2 protein-coding genes (1 of these 2 running past the window's edge) are annotated in these 20,720 nt (G+C 63.4%); both read right to left on the reverse strand.

Going from position 1 to position 20,720, the window contains the following annotated elements:
- On the reverse strand, positions 1-15,054 hold the full coding sequence (locus BVH03_RS16580) for a non-ribosomal peptide synthetase (RefSeq protein WP_083640081.1): 15,054 nt from the start codon (positions 15,052-15,054) through the stop codon (positions 1-3).
- Positions 15,054-20,720, reverse strand: the 3' portion of a protein-coding gene (locus tag BVH03_RS16585) for a non-ribosomal peptide synthetase (protein WP_075962188.1). The gene runs 6,687 nt beyond the window's last position; only the last 5,667 of its 12,354 coding nucleotides appear in the window; its start codon lies off the right edge, out of view — the gene reads right to left on this strand; the stop codon is at positions 15,054-15,056. Before BVH03_RS16585 ends, BVH03_RS16580 begins: the two co-directional genes overlap by 1 nt.

Below are 20,720 nucleotides of genomic sequence, written 5' to 3' on the forward strand. Positions count from 1 at the left end.
TCAGGACATGGCTACTGATTCAACGAACCCGCCGAGCATTTCTTCAGCCTCGGACAGGAAAGTTTCATCGCGCGGGATCTGGAAATGCCCGCAGTCCAACCATTCGCCTCCCATGCCCGGCTGTTCGAGTTGCGCTGCCAGTTCGACCGCTTCCTCCTCGCGGCCGAACGTCCACCAGCAAGCCGGCTGCACTGCCAGCGGCGGGCTGCGGTCGAGCTGCAGTGACAACTGCTTGAGCCGGCGCGCCACGCTGAACACATGGGCCAGTTCATCGGCCCCCAGCGCCACGTAGGTCGATGCCTCATTCTCGGCGCCCATGGCAGCGTTGAACACCGCACGCAGGTTCTGTGCGGTTTCCTCGCCATCGATGGCCACGTCCGCGGCGTCAGGCAAAGTGACCTGCAGGAACTCCCGCAGATCGGCTCGCCAGTCATCCACGGCCCCGGCATTGATCGCAGCCGAAGCCACGAAGCTGTCCACTAGACCGACGAACTTCACTTGCTGCCCTTCCCGCTCAAGCCGCGCCGCCATCAGCATCGCCAGCGTACCGCCAAGCGACCAGCCCAACAGGTGATACGGCCCCTGCGGCTGTTTCTCGCGAATCTGTGCCACGTAATCACCCGCCATGCTTTCCAGCGACGTATCGCTGAAGCCCGGGTCGAGCAACATCCGCGACTGGATCGCCAACACCTGGCGCTGACCGCTCAGACGACGGGCCAACGGCTCGTAGTCGAACACCGTGCCAAAACCGGCGTGGATGCAGAACAACGGTGCCCGGCTCTTGACCTCGGCGTTCATCGCCAGCAGCCCTGAGGCCTTCTCGGCAGAACCCTGAACGCTGGCCACCAGTTCGGCGATGCTCGGTTTCTGCATCAGGTCGCGCAATTTCAGGCTCAGTCCCTGGGACTTGAGCACCCGGCTGCGAGCGATCACTTGCAAGCTGAGGATCGAATCGCCGCCCAGTTCGAAGAAGTTGTCGGTGAGGCCGACACGTTCGATTTTCAGCACCTCCTGCCAGATATTCGCCAGGGCTTTTTCCAGCTCGGTGCGTGGCGCCACGTAGTCCTGACGCTGTTCGGCGTTTGGATCCGGCAAGGCCTTGCGGTCGAGCTTGCCGTTCGGCGTCAGCGGCATGCGTTCGAGCAACATCAGGTGCGCAGGCACCATGTAGTCCGGCAGGCTGGCCTTGAGTTGTTCGCGCAGGCGTTCGCACAGACCGTCCACCGGCGCATCGACACTGGCCAGCACATAGCCGAGCAGTTGTTTGCCGCTGACGCCTTCGCGGGCGACCACGGCGGCATCGCGCACATCCGGCTGCTGCTTGAGACGTGCTTCGACTTCGCCCAGCTCGATACGGAAACCACGGATCTTCACCTGATGATCGATCCGGCCAAGGTAGTCGATCGTGCCATCGGCGCGCTGGCGCACCAGGTCGCCGGTGCGATACAGACGGCTGCCATCGCTACTGAACGGGTTGGCCACGAAGCGCTCGGCGGTGCCGCCAGCGCGTCCCAGATAACCACGGGCGAGCGCGCCGCCGAGGTACAACTCGCCGGCGATACCGACCGGTAGCCGGTTCAGATCACTGTCGAGCACGTAGCCGTCGCGCTCACCGACCACGCTGCCGATTGGCGCGTAGGCGGCACCGCAGACGTCTTCGGCACCGGCCTTCCAGATCAGCGGCGTGACCACGGTTTCGGTCGGGCCGTAACCGTTGATGATGTACTGTGGCTTGAGCGCACGTTTGGCCAACTCGAAACTCGCCACCGGCACCGCGTCACCACCGAAGCAGTAGACCCGCACTGGCGGTGGATTGCCGTGTTGTTCGGCATGTTCGGCCAGTTGCTGCAGGTACACCGGCGGGAACGCTGCCACAGTCACACCGTGTTGATGCATGGCGTTGTACGTCTGCTCGGCGGTCCACAGGCTGTCGTCACGGATCAGCAGCCGCGCGCCGTGAGTCAGGGTGGTCAGCCAGCGCTCATGAGCGCCGTCGAACGCGAACGACATGAAGTGCAATTCGCAATCGGCTTCGCTCATTTCATAACGCTGACCAATCGCCTCGCAGTGCATCGCCAGCGGCCCGTGAGCCACGCCGACGCCTTTCGGCAGGCCGGTGGAGCCGGAGGTGTAGATCACGTACGCGAGGTTGCCCGGTTCTACCGAAACCTGCGGCGCGGTACTCGGCAGGGCGCTCAAGTCCAGTTGATCCAGCTCCAGCACGTGCAGGTTGTCTTGCGAAGGCATCACCTGACGCAGGCTCGAATCGCTGAGCAGCAGTGCGATGCCGGAATCGCGCATCAGATAACTCAAACGCTCACGAGGATAGGTCGCATCCAGCGGCACGTAGGTGGCGCCAGCCTTGAGTATCGCCAGCAGCGCGACGATCATGTTCTCGCTGCGCGGCAATGCCACGCCGATCCGTACTTCCGGGCCGACCCCCTCGGCGAGCAGCGCGTGGGCCAGTCGATTGGCCCGCGCATCGATCTGGCCGTAGCTGAATGCCTGATCGTTGAAGACCACCGCCGTTTGCTCGCTGCGTTGCGCGGCCCACTGACCGATGCGCTGATGCACCGCCAATGCTGGCGGCTGCACCGCAACCACCGGCGAGTCTGCCACCTGCGCAGTTGGCAGGCCGATACGGCCCAGCGGTTGCGCAGGGTTTTGCGTAAGCGCAACCAGCAGCCCCTCCAGATTAGTGCGAATGCCTTCCACGGTGGCCCGGTCGAAGTGCTCGCGCAGGAACATGTACTCGATCACCAACCCTTCTTCGAGGGTGACCATCAGGTCCATCGGGAAGTTGGTCAGGCCGGCGCTGGCGCTCTCGCCAAACTTCAGCGAGTCGTCGCGCCAGTCGCGCAGCGCCTGATCGATCGGGTGGTTCTCGAACACGATGATGCTGTCGAACAGCGACTGCCCGATGCGCCCGGCCCAGCGCTGAACATCGGACAGCGGCGTGTATTCGCGCTCGCGCATTTCCAGGTTGAAATCCTGCAAGTCGCGCAGCCAGTGGCCGACCGCCTGTTCGGCCGGCACGTCCTTGATCACCGGCAAGGTGTTGATGAACAGGCCGATGATCGACTCCGACGCCGGCAGACTCGCCGGACGCCCGGCCACCGTAGCGCCGAACGCCACGCAGCGCTGACCGCTATAACGGCTAAGCAGCATCAGCCACGCCCCCTGCACCAGCGTGTTGAGGGTGATCTGCTGGGACTGGGCGAAGGCTTTGAGCTGTTCGGTGCGGGTTTCGCCGAGACGGCTGTACAGCGCTTCATGACCGCGACCTTCGCCGGTGCGCGTCACGGCGTCGGCAAGGTAGGTCGGCTCGTCGAGCAGGCTCAGGTGTTCACGCCAGAAACCTTCGCTGGCGTTGGCATCCTGCTGTTGCAGCCAGTTGATGTAGCGACGGTACGGCACCGCTTCGGCGAGTGGCTGTCCGGAATATTCGCCCAGTACTTCACCGATCAACTGCGAACTGCTCCAGCCGTCAATCAGGATGTGGTGATAGGTCCAGATCAGCTGATAGCTGCCCTCGCCCACCTGCACCAGCGTCAGACGCTGCAGTGGCGGACGGTCGAGGTCGAAACCCTTGGCCCGTTCGCTGGCGGCCAGTGCCTGCAAAGCTTCTTTCGAGTGATCCTGATCGCGCCAGTCGAGCAGGCTCACCGGCAGTTGCGGATCGGCGAGCACAAATTGCAGCGGCTCGGCCATGTCCTGCCAGAGGAAACCGGTGCGCAGAATGTCGTGGCGACGGCTCACCGCCTCCCACGCCGCCCTGAGGCGTGCTGGCTCCAGCCCCTGCACCGGAATGCTCACCTGGTTGACGTAGAGGTCGCCGTCCGGCGAATTCAGACCGAGGAACAACATACCCTGCTGCATCGGCGACAAGCGGTACAACCCGTCCAGTTGCCCTTCCGGCAATGGCAGCTCGGCAATCTGCGCCTCGCTCAAACCGTGCAGCGGCAGATCGGCCAGCGCGGCCACCGGTGCCTGTGTACCTTCGATAGCTTGGGCACGCACGGCCAGCTGCTGGATGGTCGGCTGCTGGAACAGGTCTTTGGGACTCAGTTCGATGCCTTGTTGACGGGCGCGGCTGACCACCTGAATCGAGATGATCGAATCGCCGCCCAAGGCGAAGAAGCTGTCGGTGGTACTGATTCGCTCAAGGCCCAGCACTTCTTTCCAGATCTGCACCAACGCTTGCTCGATCGCGTTGACCGGTTCGACATGTTGCTGCGACGCCGAGAACTCCAGCGCCGGCAGACGCTTGCGATCAAGCTTGCCGTTGGGGCTCAGCGGCATCTGCGCCAGCCACCTCCGGTGCGTCGGCACCATGTAATCCGGCAGGCTCGCGCCCAGCCAGGTCGACAGACTGTCATGCAATTCGTTGCACGCGGCATCGGTTGCGTCGGCAGTCGCCGGATCGCTCGGCACCAGGTAAGCCACCAGTTGCTGGCTACCCAGCACATCACGGGCAACGACCACCGCTTCGCGTACGGCGGCGTGCTCCATAAGGCGCGCTTCGATTTCGCCCAGCTCGATCCGCAAACCGCGCAGTTTGACCTGATGGTCGATGCGCCCGACGTACTCGATCACGCCGTCGGCGCGATAGCGCGCCAGGTCACCAGTGCGGTACATGCGTTCGCCGGCTACGAACGGGTTGGCGACGAACCGCTCGGCGCTCAATCCCGAACGACGGTGATAGCCACGCGCCAGACCGATGCCGCCGAGGTACAACTCGCCAGCCACACCCACCGGCAGCGGATTGAGACCGCTGTCAAGAATGAAGGTCGACAGGTTGGCAATCGGCTGACCGATCGGCACACCGTCGCGCCCTTCGTCGCGGCAGGTCCAGTGGGTCACGTCGATGGCCGCTTCGGTCGGGCCGTACAGATTGAACAGACCGGCCTGCGGCAATTTGGCGAACACCTGCACCTGCGCATCCACCGGCAGCGCTTCACCACTGCAAACGATGCGCTTCAAACCGGTGCAGCTCGACACGTTGGCGTCCTGCAGGAAGGCCTGCAGCATCGACGGCACAAAGTGCAGCGTGGTGACACGCTCGGCATTGATCAGCGCGATCAGTTTCGCTGGGTCGCGATGATCGCCCGGTGCTGCGACCACCAGTCGGGCGCCGGTCATCAGCGGCCAGAAGAACTCCCACACCGACACATCGAAGCTGAACGGGGTTTTCTGCAACACGGTGTCGCTGGCGTCCAGAGCATAGGCCTGCTGCATCCACATCAAGCGGTTGGTCAGGGCGCGATGAGCGTTGCCCGCGCCTTTCGGCAGGCCGGTGGAGCCGGAGGTGTAGATCACGTAGGCCAGGTTGCTGGCGTCGTATTCAACCTGCGGGTTATGCGTCGGCAACTCGGCAAAGTCCGCGCCGGACGGTTCCAGGCACAGGGTCTGTAAGCCGTCGGGCATCGGCAGGCTGGCCAGCAGGTGCGGCTGGGTGAGTAACTGGTCGATACCGCTGTCGGCGATCATGTAGCTCAGGCGATCACGCGGGTATTCAGGATCCAGCGGCACGTAGGCGCCACCGGCCTTGAGGATCGCCAGCAGGCCGATGACCATTTCCAGGCTGCGCTCGAATGCCATGCCCACCAGCACATCCGGACCGACCCCGCGTGCAATCAACGCATGCGCCAACTGGTTGGCGCGGGCATTGAGCTGCCCGTAACTCAGGGTCTGGCCGGCGAATACCAGCGCTGGTGCGTCTGGAGTACGCCGGGCCTGAGTCTCGATCAGCGTGTGCACGCCCTGCTCCAGCGGATAGTCGATGCCGGTGGCGTTCCACTGCTCGACCATCAAGCGCCGGCCGGCGCTGTCGAGCAGATCCAGCGCGCCGAGCATGGCATCGCCCGATTGCACCATTTGCTGCAAAAGATTGTGCAGTTGCGCAATCAATTGCTCGATCACCGAATCGGTGAAGTGCCTACGCTGGTAGCTGTAGTGCAGCGACAGCTCATCACTGGCGTTCACTGCCAGGGTCAGTGGGTAGTTGGTCTGCTCGTGATTGTCGATGCCGCCAAAACGCAGCCCCTGAGGGGCGCCCTGCTCCAGGGCCTGAGACACCGGGTAGTTCTCGAACACCAGAATGGTGTCGAACAGCGCTTCTCCGCTCTGCCCGGCCCAGCGCTGGATGTCGAACAACGGCGTGTGTTCGTGTTCGCGCAGGCCGATGTTCTGCGCCTGCACGTTCTGCAACCACTGGCCAACGCTGTAGTCCGAACGCGGGCTGGCGATCACCGGCAAAGTATTGATGAACAGGCCGATCTGCTGCTCGACGCCTTTGAGCTCGGCCGGTCGGCCCGCCACGGTGGCGCCGAACGCTACGCTTTCCTGCCCCGTCAGGCGCTGCAACAGCAGCAGCCATGCGGCCTGGATCAAGGTGTTGAGCGTAACTTTCTGCTGCCGGGCGAACTCGCCCAGGCGTCGGGTCTGCTCGGCGTCGATGAACACGTAGCGCTCGCCATGACCTTCACGCGGCTCGTCGTCTCGCCGAGCCTGAATCGCCTGAGCCAGACGAGTCGGCTCTTGCAGGTTGGCCAGTTGCGCGGTCCAGTAGTGTTCGCTGACTCTGGCGTCCTGGCGTTGCAGCCATTCGATATAGTCGCGATAACGCCCGGCCAGCGCCGGCAGGGTTTCCCCGGCATAACGCTGGAGCACTTCACCGAGCAGCTGCGAGTTGCTCCAGCCGTCCATAAGGATGTGGTGGTTGGTGTAAATCAGGTGGCAACGCTGATCGTCCAAACGCACCACGACCATACGCAGCAGCGGGCCGTGGCTCAGGTCGAAACCTTGCGCCTGCTCACTGGCCGCCAACTGATCCAGTGCTACCGGATCGGCACTGCGCTCACGCCAGTCGAGCACGCTGAACGGCATTTCCAGTTGCTTGTGCACCACTTGCACCGGACGCGCCACCTGGCCTTGCCAGACGAAACTGGTACGCAGGATGTCGTGGCTGTCCACCGCCGCTTGCCAGGCCTGCTGGAAACGTTGCGGGTCGAGGCCTTCGACATCCAGGCGAACCTGATTGATGTAATCGCCGGTCGCCTGCTCGTACAGACTGTGAAACAGCATGCCCTGCTGCATCGCCGACAATGGATAGATATCGGCAATCTGCGGAGCCGGCAGCGGTAAGCTGTCGAGTTGTGCCTGCGTCAGGCCGGCCAGCGGGAAGTCCGACGGGGTCAGGCCTTCCACGCCCGGTGTCAGGCAATGGGCGATCAATGCAGCCAGTTCATCGGTGTAATCCTGGGCCAATGCTTCAACGGTGGCGCTGTCAAAACGCTCTTCGCTGAAGGTCCAGCCGACACTCAATTCGCCACCATAGATCTGACCGTTGAGGGTCAGCCAGTTGCCCAATGGCGCCTCCGGGCTTTGCTCAAGGCCGGCATTGTCAGGAGCCGGTGCGAACAGCGCGCCGTCATCGGCTTCGAAGCTACCGTCGAACTGACCGAGGTAGTTGAAGGTAATACGCGGAACCGGCAACGCCTTCAGGCTGTTTTGCGCGTGGCCATCACCGAGGTGACGCAACGCGCCGAAACCGATGCCCTTGTTCGGGATCGAGCGCAGTTGTCCCTTGATCTGCTTGATCGAATCCCCGGCCCCTTCAGCCGGGGTCAGGCGCACCGGGAACAGGCTGGTGAACCAGCCCACGGTGCGGGTCAGGTCAACGCCGTCGAACAACTCTTCGCGACCGTGACCTTCCAGTTGAATCAGCGTCGACGGCTGTCCACTCCACCGTCCGATCACCCGGGCCAGTGCAGTCAGCAACAGGTCGTTGACCTGGGTGCGATAGGCCGCCGGGGCTTCTTGCAACAGCTGCCGGGTCAGCTCCGCGCTGAGGCGGGTCTGTACGGTTTGCGCCAGTCGGTTCTGCTGGCCGGCGTCGATACGTTTGCAGGGTAAGTCAGTGCTGACGTCGCCCAGGCAGGCCTGCCAATAAGCCAGCTCCTCGTGCATTGCCGGGCTGTTGGTATGGCGCTGCAAGTGCTCGCTCCAGTCCTTGAAGGCACTGGTCTTGGCCGGCAGGCTCAAGGCCTGACCGTTGCTGGCTTGCTGATACGCGCTTTGCAGGTCTTCCAGCAGAATCCGCCACGACACGCCGTCCACCGCCAAGTGATGGATCACCAGTAACAGACGTTGGCTGCCATCGGCCAGATTCGCCAGCACCGCCCGCAGCAGCGGGCCGTTTTGCAAGTCGAGACTGCGCTGGGCACGGTTACCCACGTCTTCAAGATCGGCGATGTCGGCAATGGTTTCCTGCCAGAGCAGGTCTTGCGGCAAGGCATCGACCGATAGGTGTTCGGCCTGCCAGACACTGCCGTGCTGACGGAAACTCAGGCGCAAGGCATCGTGATGGATGAGCAGAGCACGCAATGCTTGCTCGACCTTTTCGGCCGTCAGCGCCTGACGCGGCTTGAGCAGCACCGACTGGTTCCAGTGGTGACGCTCGGGGATTTCATCCTCGAAGAACTGCTGCTGGATCGGCAGCAGCAACGCCGGGCCGGTGACCGGCTGCTGATCGATGGTCAATTCGCTGTCGCCGGTCTGGGCGACCAGAGCCAGACGCTGCACCGTCTGGTGCTGGAACAGATCTTTGGGGCTCAGGCGAATGCCGGCCTGACGGGCGCGGCTGACCACTTGAATCGAGATGATCGAATCGCCGCCCAGCTCGAAGAAGTTGTCGTTCAGACCGACCTGCGGCAGTTTCAGCACGTCCTGCCAGATCTCGGCCAGGCGCTGTTCCAGTTCGCTTTGCGGCGGCTGATAGGCCTGTTGTGCCTGACTCGCATCCGGCGACGGCAAGGCGCTGCGATTGAGTTTACCGTTGGCGGTCAATGGCAATTGCTCGAGCAACAGCAGGTGCGCCGGGATCATGTGATCCGGCAGGTTTTCCTTGAGCGCGGCCCGCACGCTGTCACGCCACTGGCCCTGTTCAGCAGCGTCGGCATCAAGCAATGCAGCATCTCTGGGTACCAGGTACGCCACCAGTTGCTGACCACTGAGGCCCGGCTGCGCCAGCACCACGGCCTGACGCACGGCGTTTTGTTCGAACAGCTGCGCTTCGATCTCGCCGAGTTCGATGCGAAAGCCGCGAATCTTCACCTGGTGGTCGATCCGGCCGATGTATTCGATCACGCCGTCGGCGCGATAGCGCGCCAGGTCGCCGGTGCGATACAGGCGCCCGCCATCGGCGGCGAACGGATCGGGAATGAAGCGCAGCGTGGTCAGGTCCGGACGGTTCAGATACCCCCGGGCCAGACCGGCGCGACCGACGTACAGCTCACCGATGCAACCCTTGGCCACCGGGTTCAGGTCACCGTCGAGCAAATACCAGGACAAGTCCGGAATCGGCTCGCCGATCGGGCTGCTGGCATCGCGTTGCAGGTCCGCCAGCGAGATCGGGCGATACGTCACGTGAACCGTGGTTTCGGTGATGCCGTACATGTTGATCAGTCGCGGGACCTGATCGCCGAAGCGCTCGAACCACGGGCGCAGGCTCTTGACTTCCAGCGCCTCGCCGCCGAACACCACGTAGCGCAGGGACGGCTGCGCTGCCGCGTGTTCCGGGGCGCACGCCACTTGCATCAGTTGCTTGAACGCCGACGGCGTCTGATTGAGGACAGTAATCCCTTCACGGCACAGCAAGGCGTAGAAATCTTCCGGCGAACGGCTGGTCTCGTAAGGCACCACCACCAGTTTTCCGCCGTACAGCAGCGCACCGAAGATCTCCCAGACCGAGAAGTCGAACGCGTAGGAATGGAACAGGCTCCAGACATCCTGCGGGCCGAAATCGAACCAGGCATCGGTGGCCTTGAACAGGCGCAGCACGTTGTGATGGGCGAGCAAGGTGCCTTTCGGCTGGCCGGTGGAACCGGAGGTGTAGATCACGTAAGCCAGGTTGTCCGGGCTCATGGACACCTGCGGGTTGCTGTCGCTGTAGCCTTCGAGACCGTCGCGCTCCTGATCGAGCATCAGGCTGCGCACCGAATCCGGCACTGGCAGACGGCCAAGCAGATGACTCTGAGTCAGCAGCAGGCCGATGCCGCTGTCGCCGATCATGTAGGCCAGGCGATCTTCAGGATAGGTCGGGTCCAGCGGCACATAGGCGCCACCGGCCTTGAGAATCGCCAGCAGCCCGACGAGCATTTCCAGGCTGCGCTCCACGGCCAGACCGACGCGCACGTCCGGACCGATACCACTGGCAATCAGCTTGTGGGCCAACTGGTTGGCACGACGGTTGAGTTCAAAGTAGCTCAAGCTTTGTTCGCCGTACGTCACGGCCACCGCTTGCGGCGCAGCCGCAGTCTGCGCTTCGATCAATTGGTGCAGGCACGCCTCGCCCGGAAAGTCGGCCACGGTCGGGTTCCATTGTAACAACGTGGCCTCACGCTCGGCCGCGTCATGCAGCGGCAGCTCGGCGATGCGCTGGGCACAGTCGGCAACGATGCCGTGCAGCAGATTCGTCCAGTGCTGCGCCAGACGCGCCATGGTGACCGCGTCGAACAGGTCGGTGGCGTAGGTCAGTTCGGCCCAGACGTAGTCGGTCGACTCGAAAGTGTCGAGGGTCAGGTCGAACTGCGCCGTGTGCGACACCCAGCTCAGTCCTTTGATCTCGATCTTCGACAGACGCGTTGCGCCTTCGGCCTGACGGGCCTGGCTCTGGTGGTTGTGCAGCACCTGGAACAGCGGACTGTGGCTCAAGCTGCGTTCCGGTTGCAGTGCGTCGACCAGCTGCTCGAACGGCAGATCCTGATGGGCCTGGGCGCCCAACACGGTGTTCTTCACTTGTTGCAGCAGACTGCGGAAGCTCTGCTGGCTGTCGAACTCAGCCTTCAGCACTTGAGTGTTGACGAAGAAGCCTATCAGGCCCTCGGTCTCGACCCGGTTGCGGTTGGCCACCGGCACGCCGACGCGAATGTCGGCCTGGCCGCTGTAGCGATGCAACAGGGTCTGGAACGACGCCAGCAGCAGCGCGAACAGGGTGACGTTTTCCCGCTGCGCGACTTGCTTGAGGCCGACGACCAGTTCCGCGCTCAGCGGAATGTCCTGACGCGCGCCCCGATAGCTTCGCTCCGGCGGACGCGGACGGTCGGTCGGCAGTTCCAGCAACGGCTGATCGCCGTCACCCAGTTGCGCGATCCAGTAACTCAGTTGGCGCTCGCGCTCACCAGCGTCCATCCACTGGCGCTGCCACACCGCATAGTCGGCGTACTGCACCGGCAATGCCGGTAACTGCGCGGTCTTGCCCTCGCTTTGCGCGGCATACAACGCCACCAACTCGTTGACCATGATGCCCATCGACCAGCCATCGGAAACGATGTGGTGCAGGGTGATGATCAGTGCGTGGTCATCGCCGGCCAGGCGCAGCAGCTTCACCCGCAACAGCGGCCCTTTCTGCAAGTCGAACAGGCGCAGAGTCTCTTCGGCAACCAGGGCTTGTAGCGCGAATTCATCGATTTCGCTGTCGATGCGTTCAACGGCGATCGCCACCGCTGCCTGAGCCTGGATCACTTGATGGGTCTGGCCCTGCTCCTCGACAAAGCAGGTACGCAGGGATTCGTGGCGGGCGATCAGTTCATCGAAGCTGCGCTGCAACGCCGGAAGATCCAGTTCACCGCGCAGACGCAATGCTGCCGGCACATGGTAAGCAGTACTGGTCGGCTCCAGTTGCCAGAGGAACCACTGGCGTTCCTGAGCGTAGGACAGCGTCAGCGGTTGCAGACGCGGCAGCGCAACAATCGGCGGTTCCTGCTGCACCTGTTCAACGCCGAGGGCGGCGACGAAATCAATCAGCGTGCCGTGCTCGAACAACGTACGCAGCGGTACCTCTACGTTGAGCGCCTGACGCACGCGCGAAACGACCTGGGTCACTAGCAGCGAATGGCCGCCGAGTTCGAAAAAGTTGTCGCCAAGCCCCACCTGCTCGAGTTTCAGCACCGCTTGCCAGATTTCGGCGACGGTGCGCTGGGTGGCGGTCTGCGGCGCGATGTAGGTCGATTGCAACTGGCTGGCGTCGGGCGCCGGCAAGGCCTTGCGGTCGACTTTGCCGTTGGGAGTCAGCGGCAGTTGCGTGAGGAACAGCAAGTGCGCCGGCACCATATATTCCGGCAATTCAGCCTTGAGGCTGGCCTTGAGTGCAGCACGCAACACGGCTTCACCGTCGGCATCCAGCGCTTCGCCGGACGCCGGCACCACGTAGCCCACCAGTTGCGGGCCGGTCGGGCCGTCCTGAGCGACGACCACGGTTTCGCGCACGCTGTCGAGCGCCAGCAGGCGTGCTTCGATTTCGCCCAGTTCGATGCGGAAACCACGGATTTTCACCTGATGGTCAATCCGCCCGATGTATTCGATTACGCCCTCGGCGCGGTAACGGGTCAGGTCCCCGGTGCGATACAGGCGCTCACCGGTGGTCGAGAACGGGTCCGGCACAAAGCGTTCGGCGGTCAACGCAGGACGCTGGAAATAACCCCGTGCCAGGCCATCGCCACCGATCAGCAACTCACCCGGTGCGCCGAGCGGGTTGAGTTCCAGATCACTGCCGAGGATGTACAGCGCCGTGTTGTCGATCGGTTTGCCGAGAAACGGACGGCTGTTGTCCACGCTCAGCGGATGCAGCGCCGACCAGATCGTGGTTTCGGTCGGACCGTAGAGGTTCCAGACCTTCGGCGAGCGCGCCAGCATGCGTTGCGCCAGTTCCTGAGGCAGCGCTTCGCCGCCACAGAGAAAGGTACGGCCGTCGAGAATCGCGGCGTGTTCATTGTCCAGCAGCATGCGCCAGGTCGAAGGCGTGGCTTGCAGCATGGTCACGCCGTGACGGTCGATCAGTTCGAGCACCGCTTGCGGATCCTGATGCACATCCTTGCCGGTCAGCACCACGGCGGCGCCGGCCAGCAGCGGGCCGTAGATTTCCAGGCCGAAGATGTCGAACGAGAACGTGGTCAGCGACAGCATGCGATCCGCCGCAGCGATGCCCGGTTGCGCGACCATGCTCGCGACGAAGTTGCTCAGGGCCACGTGGCGGACCATCACGCCTTTAGGCTTGCCGGTGGAGCCCGAGGTGTAAATCGTGTAGGCCAGATGCTCGCCGTTCACTGCCACCACAGGCGCGGTGGTCGGGCACGCCGCCAGCCAGTCTTGCGGCTGATCCAGCAACACCGTGGCAAGGCCGGCCGGGATCGGCAGCAGCGTCTGCAAGTGCGACTGGGTCAGCAGCAATTCGATGCCGCTGTCCTCGATCATGTAGGCCAGGCGATCTTCCGGATACGCCGGGTCCAGCGGCACATAAGCGCCGCCGGCCTTGAGGATCGCCAGCAGGCCGACGATCATTTCCACACTGCGCTCGACGGCGATGCCGACCAGTCGATCCGGGCCGACGCCCAGTTCGATCAGCTTGTGCGCGAGTTGGTTGGCGCGGGCGTTCAACTGGCCGTAAGTCAGTTGGTCTTCGCCGATGATCAGCGCGGTGGCGTCTGGTGCCTGCTCGGCTTGCAGGGCAATGCGTTGCTGCACGCACGGAGTCGGCGCGGCGTGATCGACCAGTCGTTTCCAGTCCTGCAACAACGCTTGATGTTCGGTGGTTTCCAGCAGCGGCAGTTCGCCGACACGCTGGTTCGGCGCGGCGACGATGCCGTGCAGCAGGTTCAGCCAGTGGCGCGCCAGGCGCTCGATGGTTTCGGGCTTGAACAGGTCAGTGGCGTAAGTCAGCTCCGCCGCCACGCCTTCGCTGGATTCGTAAGTGCAGAGGGTCAGGTCGAACTGCGCGGTGCGGCCGTCCCAGACGATGTCCTCGACGCTCAGTTGCGGCAGTTGCACCTGGCTCTGACGCTGGGTTTGATCGTTGACTGCCTGGTGGTTGTACATCACCTGAAACACCGGGCTGTGACTCAGGCTGCGCTCCGGTTGCAGAGCTTCGATCAGTTGCTCGAATGGCAGATCCTGATGCGCCTGGGCCGCCATCGCCGATTGCCTGACCTGGGTCAGCAATTGATTGAACGTCAGTTGCCCGTGGACGTCCGCGCTCAGCACCTGGGTATTGACGAAGAAGCCGATCAGGCCTTCGGTTTCCACCCGGTTGCGGTTGGCGGTCGGTACGCCGACGCGGATCTGCGACTGCCCGCTGTAGCGGTGCAGCAAGGCCTGGAACGACGCCAGCAACACCATGAACAGACTCGCGCCTTCGCGCTGGGCCAGTTGTTTGAGGGCATCGCCCAGTGCCATCGGCAGATTCAAATCGAGGCGCGCACCACGGAAGCTTTGCACCGCTGGGCGCGGATGATCGATCGGCAACTCCAGCACCGGCTGTTCGCCGCCGAGGGTGTCGATCCAGTATTTCAGTTGCCGCTCACGCTCGCCAGCCTCCAGCCAGTGACGCTGCCAAATCGCGTAGTCGGCATATTGCACCTCCAGCGGAGGCAGGTTCAGGGACTGGCCGCTGGTATCGGCAGCGTAATGCTTGATGAGCTCGCCGACTAGCACCTGCATCGACCAGCCATCGGAGATGATGTGATGCTGAATCAGCGCCAGCACATGATCGTCTTCGCCGACCTTGAGCAACGACACCCGCAGCAATGGGCCCTGTTGCAGGTTGAACGGCCGCGCGGTTTGCTGTTCGACGAAAGCCTTGATCGAGACGTCGGCGCTCTTGCCGCACGCCAGCGTCTCGACGGTCAACGGCATCTGAGCGTGAATCTTCTGGCAGAAGGTTTCACCCTGCTCGACGAAGTTGGTGCGCAGGCTTTCGTGGCGGGCGACCACCGCGTTGAAACTACGCTCCAGCGCTGCGACATCCAACGTGCCCTTCAAACGCAGGGCGCTGGGAATGTGGTAGGCGGTGCTGTGCGGGTCCATCTGCCATAGGAGCAACTGGCGTTCCTGGGCGTAGGACAGCGGGATCGCCTCGAAGCTTGAGCGCGTTTCCGGAATCGGCAGGTTGGCCGGCGAGACGCCCTCTTCGAGCATCTTTTCCAGGTAGAGCCTACGTTTGTCCAGCGGCAGAGTGATAAAGCGCTTGGCAATCCTCAACGCAACACTCGTGTCCATCAGAACGCCTCCATATCGTCAAGCAGGGCTTCCAGCTTGTGCAGTTTCTGTTCGTTGGCTACCCCACCTCCGGTATGGAGTCGAGCGACAAAGTCGCTCAGGACGGGGTGCTGGAATAACAGTTGCGGCGTCAACGTCAGGCCCAGTTCCAGGGCGATGCGCGACACGACATTGACCGCCAGCAGCGAGTGCCCGCCGAGTTCGAAGAAGTGATCGTTCAGACCGATGCGTTCCACGGTGAGCACCTTCTGCCAGATTGCCGCGACCTGTTGCTCAAGCTCCGATTGCGGCGCGACATACGCGGCCTGCATCTGGCTGGCATCCACCGCCGGTAGCACCTTGCGGTCGAGCTTGCCGTTGGGCGTGAGGGGTAAGCGGTCGAGCACCAGCCAATGGGCGGGGATCATGTAGCCGGGCAGCACCGACGCCAGGGTCGCCTTGAGCTGGCTGCGCAGCTGCGCAACCTCCAGAGCCTCGTGGGGCACCAGGTAGGCCACCAGCTGGCTGCCCAGGGGGCCTTCCTGGGCGACGACCGCCGCCTCACGGATCAGCGGATGGGCGAGCAGTTGCGCTTCGATCTCGCCCAGTTCAATACGGAAACCGCGCACTTTCACTTGCTGGTCAATACGCCCTAAATACTCGATCACACTGTCATCACGGTAACGCGCCAGATCACCGCTCCGGTACAACCGGCCGCCACCCTGCTGGTCGAACGGGTCGGGAATAAAGCGCTCTGCCGTCAGTGCCGGGCGGTCGTAATAAGACCGCGCCAGTCCCGCGCCACCGATATACAGCTCCGCAGCCACATGCCGGGGTGACACCTCCAGCCATTGATTCAACAGGTAGACCCGGCGCGCGCCGACGGGGTGCCCTATGGGGGCATAGCCCCCAGCGAACACCCGCGTCCTGTCCACCGGCCAAATCAACGGACTGACGACGGCTTCGGTTGGCCCATAAGCATTGAACCACTGCTGTGCCTGCAGCCCCGGGTTACTCTCAATCAACCGTAAATCCCAAGCCTCACCGCCGAGGATGCAGCTCCTGACCTTGAGGGGGTTGCTGCCCAGATCACCTAACTGCTGCACATAGCCGGGCGGCAGGTCGAGCACGGACACCTGACGGCTTTGTACCTCGTCAACCAGGCGCTCTGGCTCCCAGTTGGCGATATCAACCAACACGATCCGCGCGCCTTGGATCAGCGGCATGAAAATCTGCTCAGCTGCGGCATCGAAGCTGATGGATGCGGTCTGAAGCAGGCAGTCGTCCATGGACACGCCATAGATATCGGCGGCCGCCTGGCAGTGCATTGCCAAAGCCCGATGGGCGACACATACCCCCTTGGGCTGGCCGGTGGAGCCGGAGGTGTAGATCACATAGGCCAAGCTTTGCGGCTGCACCAGATTGTCCGGGCTGGTTTCGGGGTAACCCGCCAACCAGTCATCGCGCCACACCAAATCCAGACAAGCGACGTTTTCGGGGATCGCCAGTGTGGGTAGCAGATGGGCCTGCGTCAGCAGCAAACGGATGCCACTGTCATGCAGCATGTAGGCCAGACGCTCTCGAGGATAGTGCGGGTCCAGCGGCAAATAGGCTCCCCCTGCTTTAAGGATGCCCAGCAGCCCTACCACCATCTCCGGACTGCGTTCGACCGCAATACCCACCAGCTCTTCCGGCCCCACACCGAGCGCGCGCAAGCGATGCGCCAAGCGGTTGGCACGCTGGTCCAGCTCGCGATAACTCAGCGCTTGCTCGCCGAACATCAACGCGATGGCCTCCGGCCGCTGTTGCGCCTGTATCTCGATCAAGCGGTGGATACTCTGATCATTCGGATAGCTCACCGCCGCGCGGTTCGGCTGCTGTACGAGGCGCTGTTGTTCCCCGGTTTGCAGCAGCATCAGCTCGCCAAGACAAACCTGATCGTCGCGAACGAGCGCGCCCAGCAGATTGCCGACGTGGCGGGCAATCTGCTGTATGCCGTCGTCACTGAAGTGCTCGCGGTTATAGCCATAATGGATCGTCAGGGTTTGCCCCTGCTCGATCAGTAGGGTCAACGGGTAGTTGGTTTGTTCGTGATTCCTGACGTCCTGAAACACCAGTCCATCCTGGGCTCCCTGTTGCAGGGCTTGTGATACGGGATAGTTCTCGAACACCAATATGCTGTCAAACAGCGCCTCGCCCCCCCAACCAGCCCAATGTTGGATTTCGTACAGCGGGCTGTGTTCGTGCTCACGTAGCCTCAGATTCAGCGCCTGAAGCGCCTGCAACCATACCCCCACTTGTTGCTCGGGCTGCGCAGCCACTACGACTGGCAGGGTATTGATGAACAGCCCCAGTTGCTCCTCCACGCCAGGTAAATCGGCCGGGCGCCCTGCCACCGTAGTGCCGAAGGCAACGCTCTGCTGGCCGGTGTAACGCTGCAACAGCAATGACCACGCGGCCTGAATCAACGTATTGAGAGTGACCCGTTGGTTGCGGGCAAACTCATCAAGGGCTCGCGTTTGTTCGCGGTCCAAGGTCTGTCGGTAGTCGCCATAGCCGGAACAGGCCAACTGATCGATGTGCCGAATCGCCTGAGACAATCGAGTCGGCGCGTCGAGCGAGCTGAGTTGGTGCTTCCAGAAGTTCTCGCTAGCCAATGCGTCCTGTCTTTGCAGCCAATCGATGTAGTCCCGGTAACGGCTGCTGCCTCCCTGCTCGATCGGGCTTCCTGAGTAACCCTGTAAAACCTCGCCCAGCAAGCGCGCGCTACTCCAGCCGTCGAGCAGAATATGGTGATGGGTGTAAATCAGCTGATGACGATCACTGCCGGTACGAATCACTGCCACCCGCAGCAGCGGGTCACCGTGAAGGTCGAATCCTTTGCCACGATCCTCCTCTGCCCAGGCGTCCAGGCTCTGCTCCAGGTCGCAGCGTGTGCTCCAGTCCAGCTCGACGAATGGCATCTGCATCTGCCTGCGGATCACCTGTATCGGCTGACCACCGGCCTCGACAAAGCTGGCCCGCAACACTTCATGGCGGTCGACCGCCGCCTGCCAGGAACGCTTGAAACGTTCGACGTCCAGCCCCTCGACTGCAACCCGCATCTGGTTGATGTAGTGACCGGCTTCGCGCTCCAGCAGACTGTGAAATAGCATCCCGGCCTGCATCGGCGAGAGGGGATACACATCTTCAATCAACGCTGGCGCAATGGGCAGGCGATCCAGCTGGCTCTGGGTCAGGCGGGCCAGGGGGAAGTCAGATGGGGTCACGCCCTGGTTCGCGGCGCTGCAGCAATGCTCGATCAGCGCACGCAGCTCGTTCTGGTAGTTATCGGCCAGGCGCTCGATGGTGGCGACCTCGAACAGAGCGCTGCTGAAGGTCCAGCTGAGGTCCAGCTCGCCGCCGAACACCTGACTGTCCAGGGCCAGCTGGTTGCCCAGTGGCCCCTCCAGGTCGACCTCCTCGCCCCCCGACTCCGCGGTCGGGGCAAACAGCGCGGTATCGGCCTCATCGAAGCTGCCGTCGAACTGCCCCAGGTAGTTGAAGGTCAGGCGCGGCACGGGCAACTGGCCCAGCGCGACGCGGGCTCGGGGCTCTCCCAGGTGGGCCAGTACGCCGAAACCGATGCCCTTGTTGGGAATCGCCCGCAGCTGTTCCTTGATGCCCTTGAGCGAGGCCCCGAGGTCCCCCTCGGCGCTCAGCCGGGCCGGGAACACGCTGGTGAACCAGCCCACGGTACGGGTCAGGTCGATGGCGTCGAACAGGTCCTCACGTCCGTGCCCTTCGAGCTGGACCAGCACCTTCGCTTCACCGGTCCAGCGGGCGATGGTACGGGTCAGCGCCGTCAGCAGCAGGTCGTTGACCTGGGTGCGATAGGCCGCCGGGGCCTCTTGCAGCAGGCGGCGGGTCAGCCCGGCATCCAGGCGGCGACGGACCGCCACGGCATTGCGGTGGGTCAGGGCGCCTTGCGGGTGGTCGCACGGCAGGGACACGGAGGCGCCCTGCAGCTGCGCCAGCCAGTAACCCAGCTCCGCCTGCATGGCGGTGCTCCGGGCATGGGCCTGCAACTGCTCGGCCCAATCCTTGGTAGAGCTGGTCTTGGCCGGCAGCGCGACCGTCTGGCGACCTTCGATGCGGCGATAGGCGAGCTGCAGGTCTTCGAACAGAATGCGCCACGACACGCCGTCCACCACCAGGTGATGAATGACCAGCAGCAGGCGCTGGCTGCCGTCATCGAGGGTGGCCAGGAGTGCACGCAGCAAGGGGCCCTGTTGCAGGCTCAAGCTGCGCTGCACGGCGTTGCCCAGCTCATGCAGCGCCTGGGCGTCGGCGACTCGGGCTTGTTGCAGCAGCGCTTCGCCCTGGGCCTGCGGCTCCTGGTAGCGGGCAGTCCAGCCCACTTCGGTTTCTCTGAAGGTCAGGCGCAGCCCGTCATGGTGTTCCACCAGGTGTTGCAGGGCCCGCTCGAGCGCTTCCGGCTGCAGGGGGCGGGTCGGTTTGAGCATCACCGACTGGTTCCAGTGATGCCGCTGGGGGATGTTGTTGTCGAAGAACATCCGCTGCACCGGCAGCAGCGGCGACTCGCCGCGCACCGGCCCCTGATCGATGGCCAGGGTCGCTTCGCCCTGGCGTGCCACGCTGGCGAGCGCCTGGATGGTCTGGTGCTGGAACAGGTCTTTCGGGGTGAGACGGACGCCCAGCTGACGCGCGCGGCTGACCACCTGGATGGAGATGATCGAATCACCGCCGAGCTCGAAGAAGTTGTCGTTCAGGCCGACCTGCTCCAGCTTGAGCACCTCTTCCCAAATCCGCGCCAACTGCCGTTGCAGCTCGTTCTGCGGGGCCACGTAGGGCTGCTGCAGCTGGTTGAGATCCGGGCGGGGCAGATTTTTCCGGTCGAGCTTGCCGTTGGGCGTCAGCGGCAGGCGCTCCAGGCGCATCAGATGGGCCGGCACCATGTGCGCCGGCAGGCTGGCCTTGAGCTGCTCGCGCAAGCCCTCGAAGAAACCGGCCGCGTCGTCGCTGGCGACGACGTAGCCCACCAGGCGCTTGCCGCTGCCGGCCTCGCCTTCCTGGGCCACCACCACCGCCTCGCGTACGCCCTCCAGGGCCTGCAGGCTCGCCTCGACCTCGCCCAGTTCGATGCGGAAACCACGGATTTTCACTTGGTTGTCGATGCGCTCCAGGTAGTCGAAGCTGCCGTCGGCACGCTGACGCACAAGGTCGCCGGTGCGGTACAGCACGCCACCGGTCGCGCTGAACGGGTCCGCCACAAAACGCTCGGCGGTCATCGCTGGACGATTCAGATAACCACGGGCCACGCCGCTGCCACCGAGGTACAGCTCGCCGGCCATACCTTGCGGCAGCAGGTTCAGATCGGCGTCGAGCACGTAGGCGCTGCGGTCGCCGATGCGACTGCCGATCGGTGCATACGCGGCGCCGCAAGGGACTTCGCGACCGGCCTTCCAGATCAGCGGGGTAACCACCGTTTCGGTCGGCCCGTAGCCGTTGATGATGTAGGCCGGGTTCAGTGCCCGCTTGACCCGCTCGAAACTCGCGTTGGGCACTGCATCACCGCCAAAACAATAGATGCGCACTGCCGGCGGATTGCCGACGCGCTCGGCGTGTTCGGCCAGCTGTTGCAGGTAAACTGGCGGGAACGCGGCCACGGTAACGCCATGTTCGAG

This window comes from Pseudomonas sp. PA15(2017) (genome assembly GCF_001945395.1).
In the GTDB taxonomy this organism is placed as follows: Bacteria; Pseudomonadota; Gammaproteobacteria; order Pseudomonadales; family Pseudomonadaceae; genus Aquipseudomonas.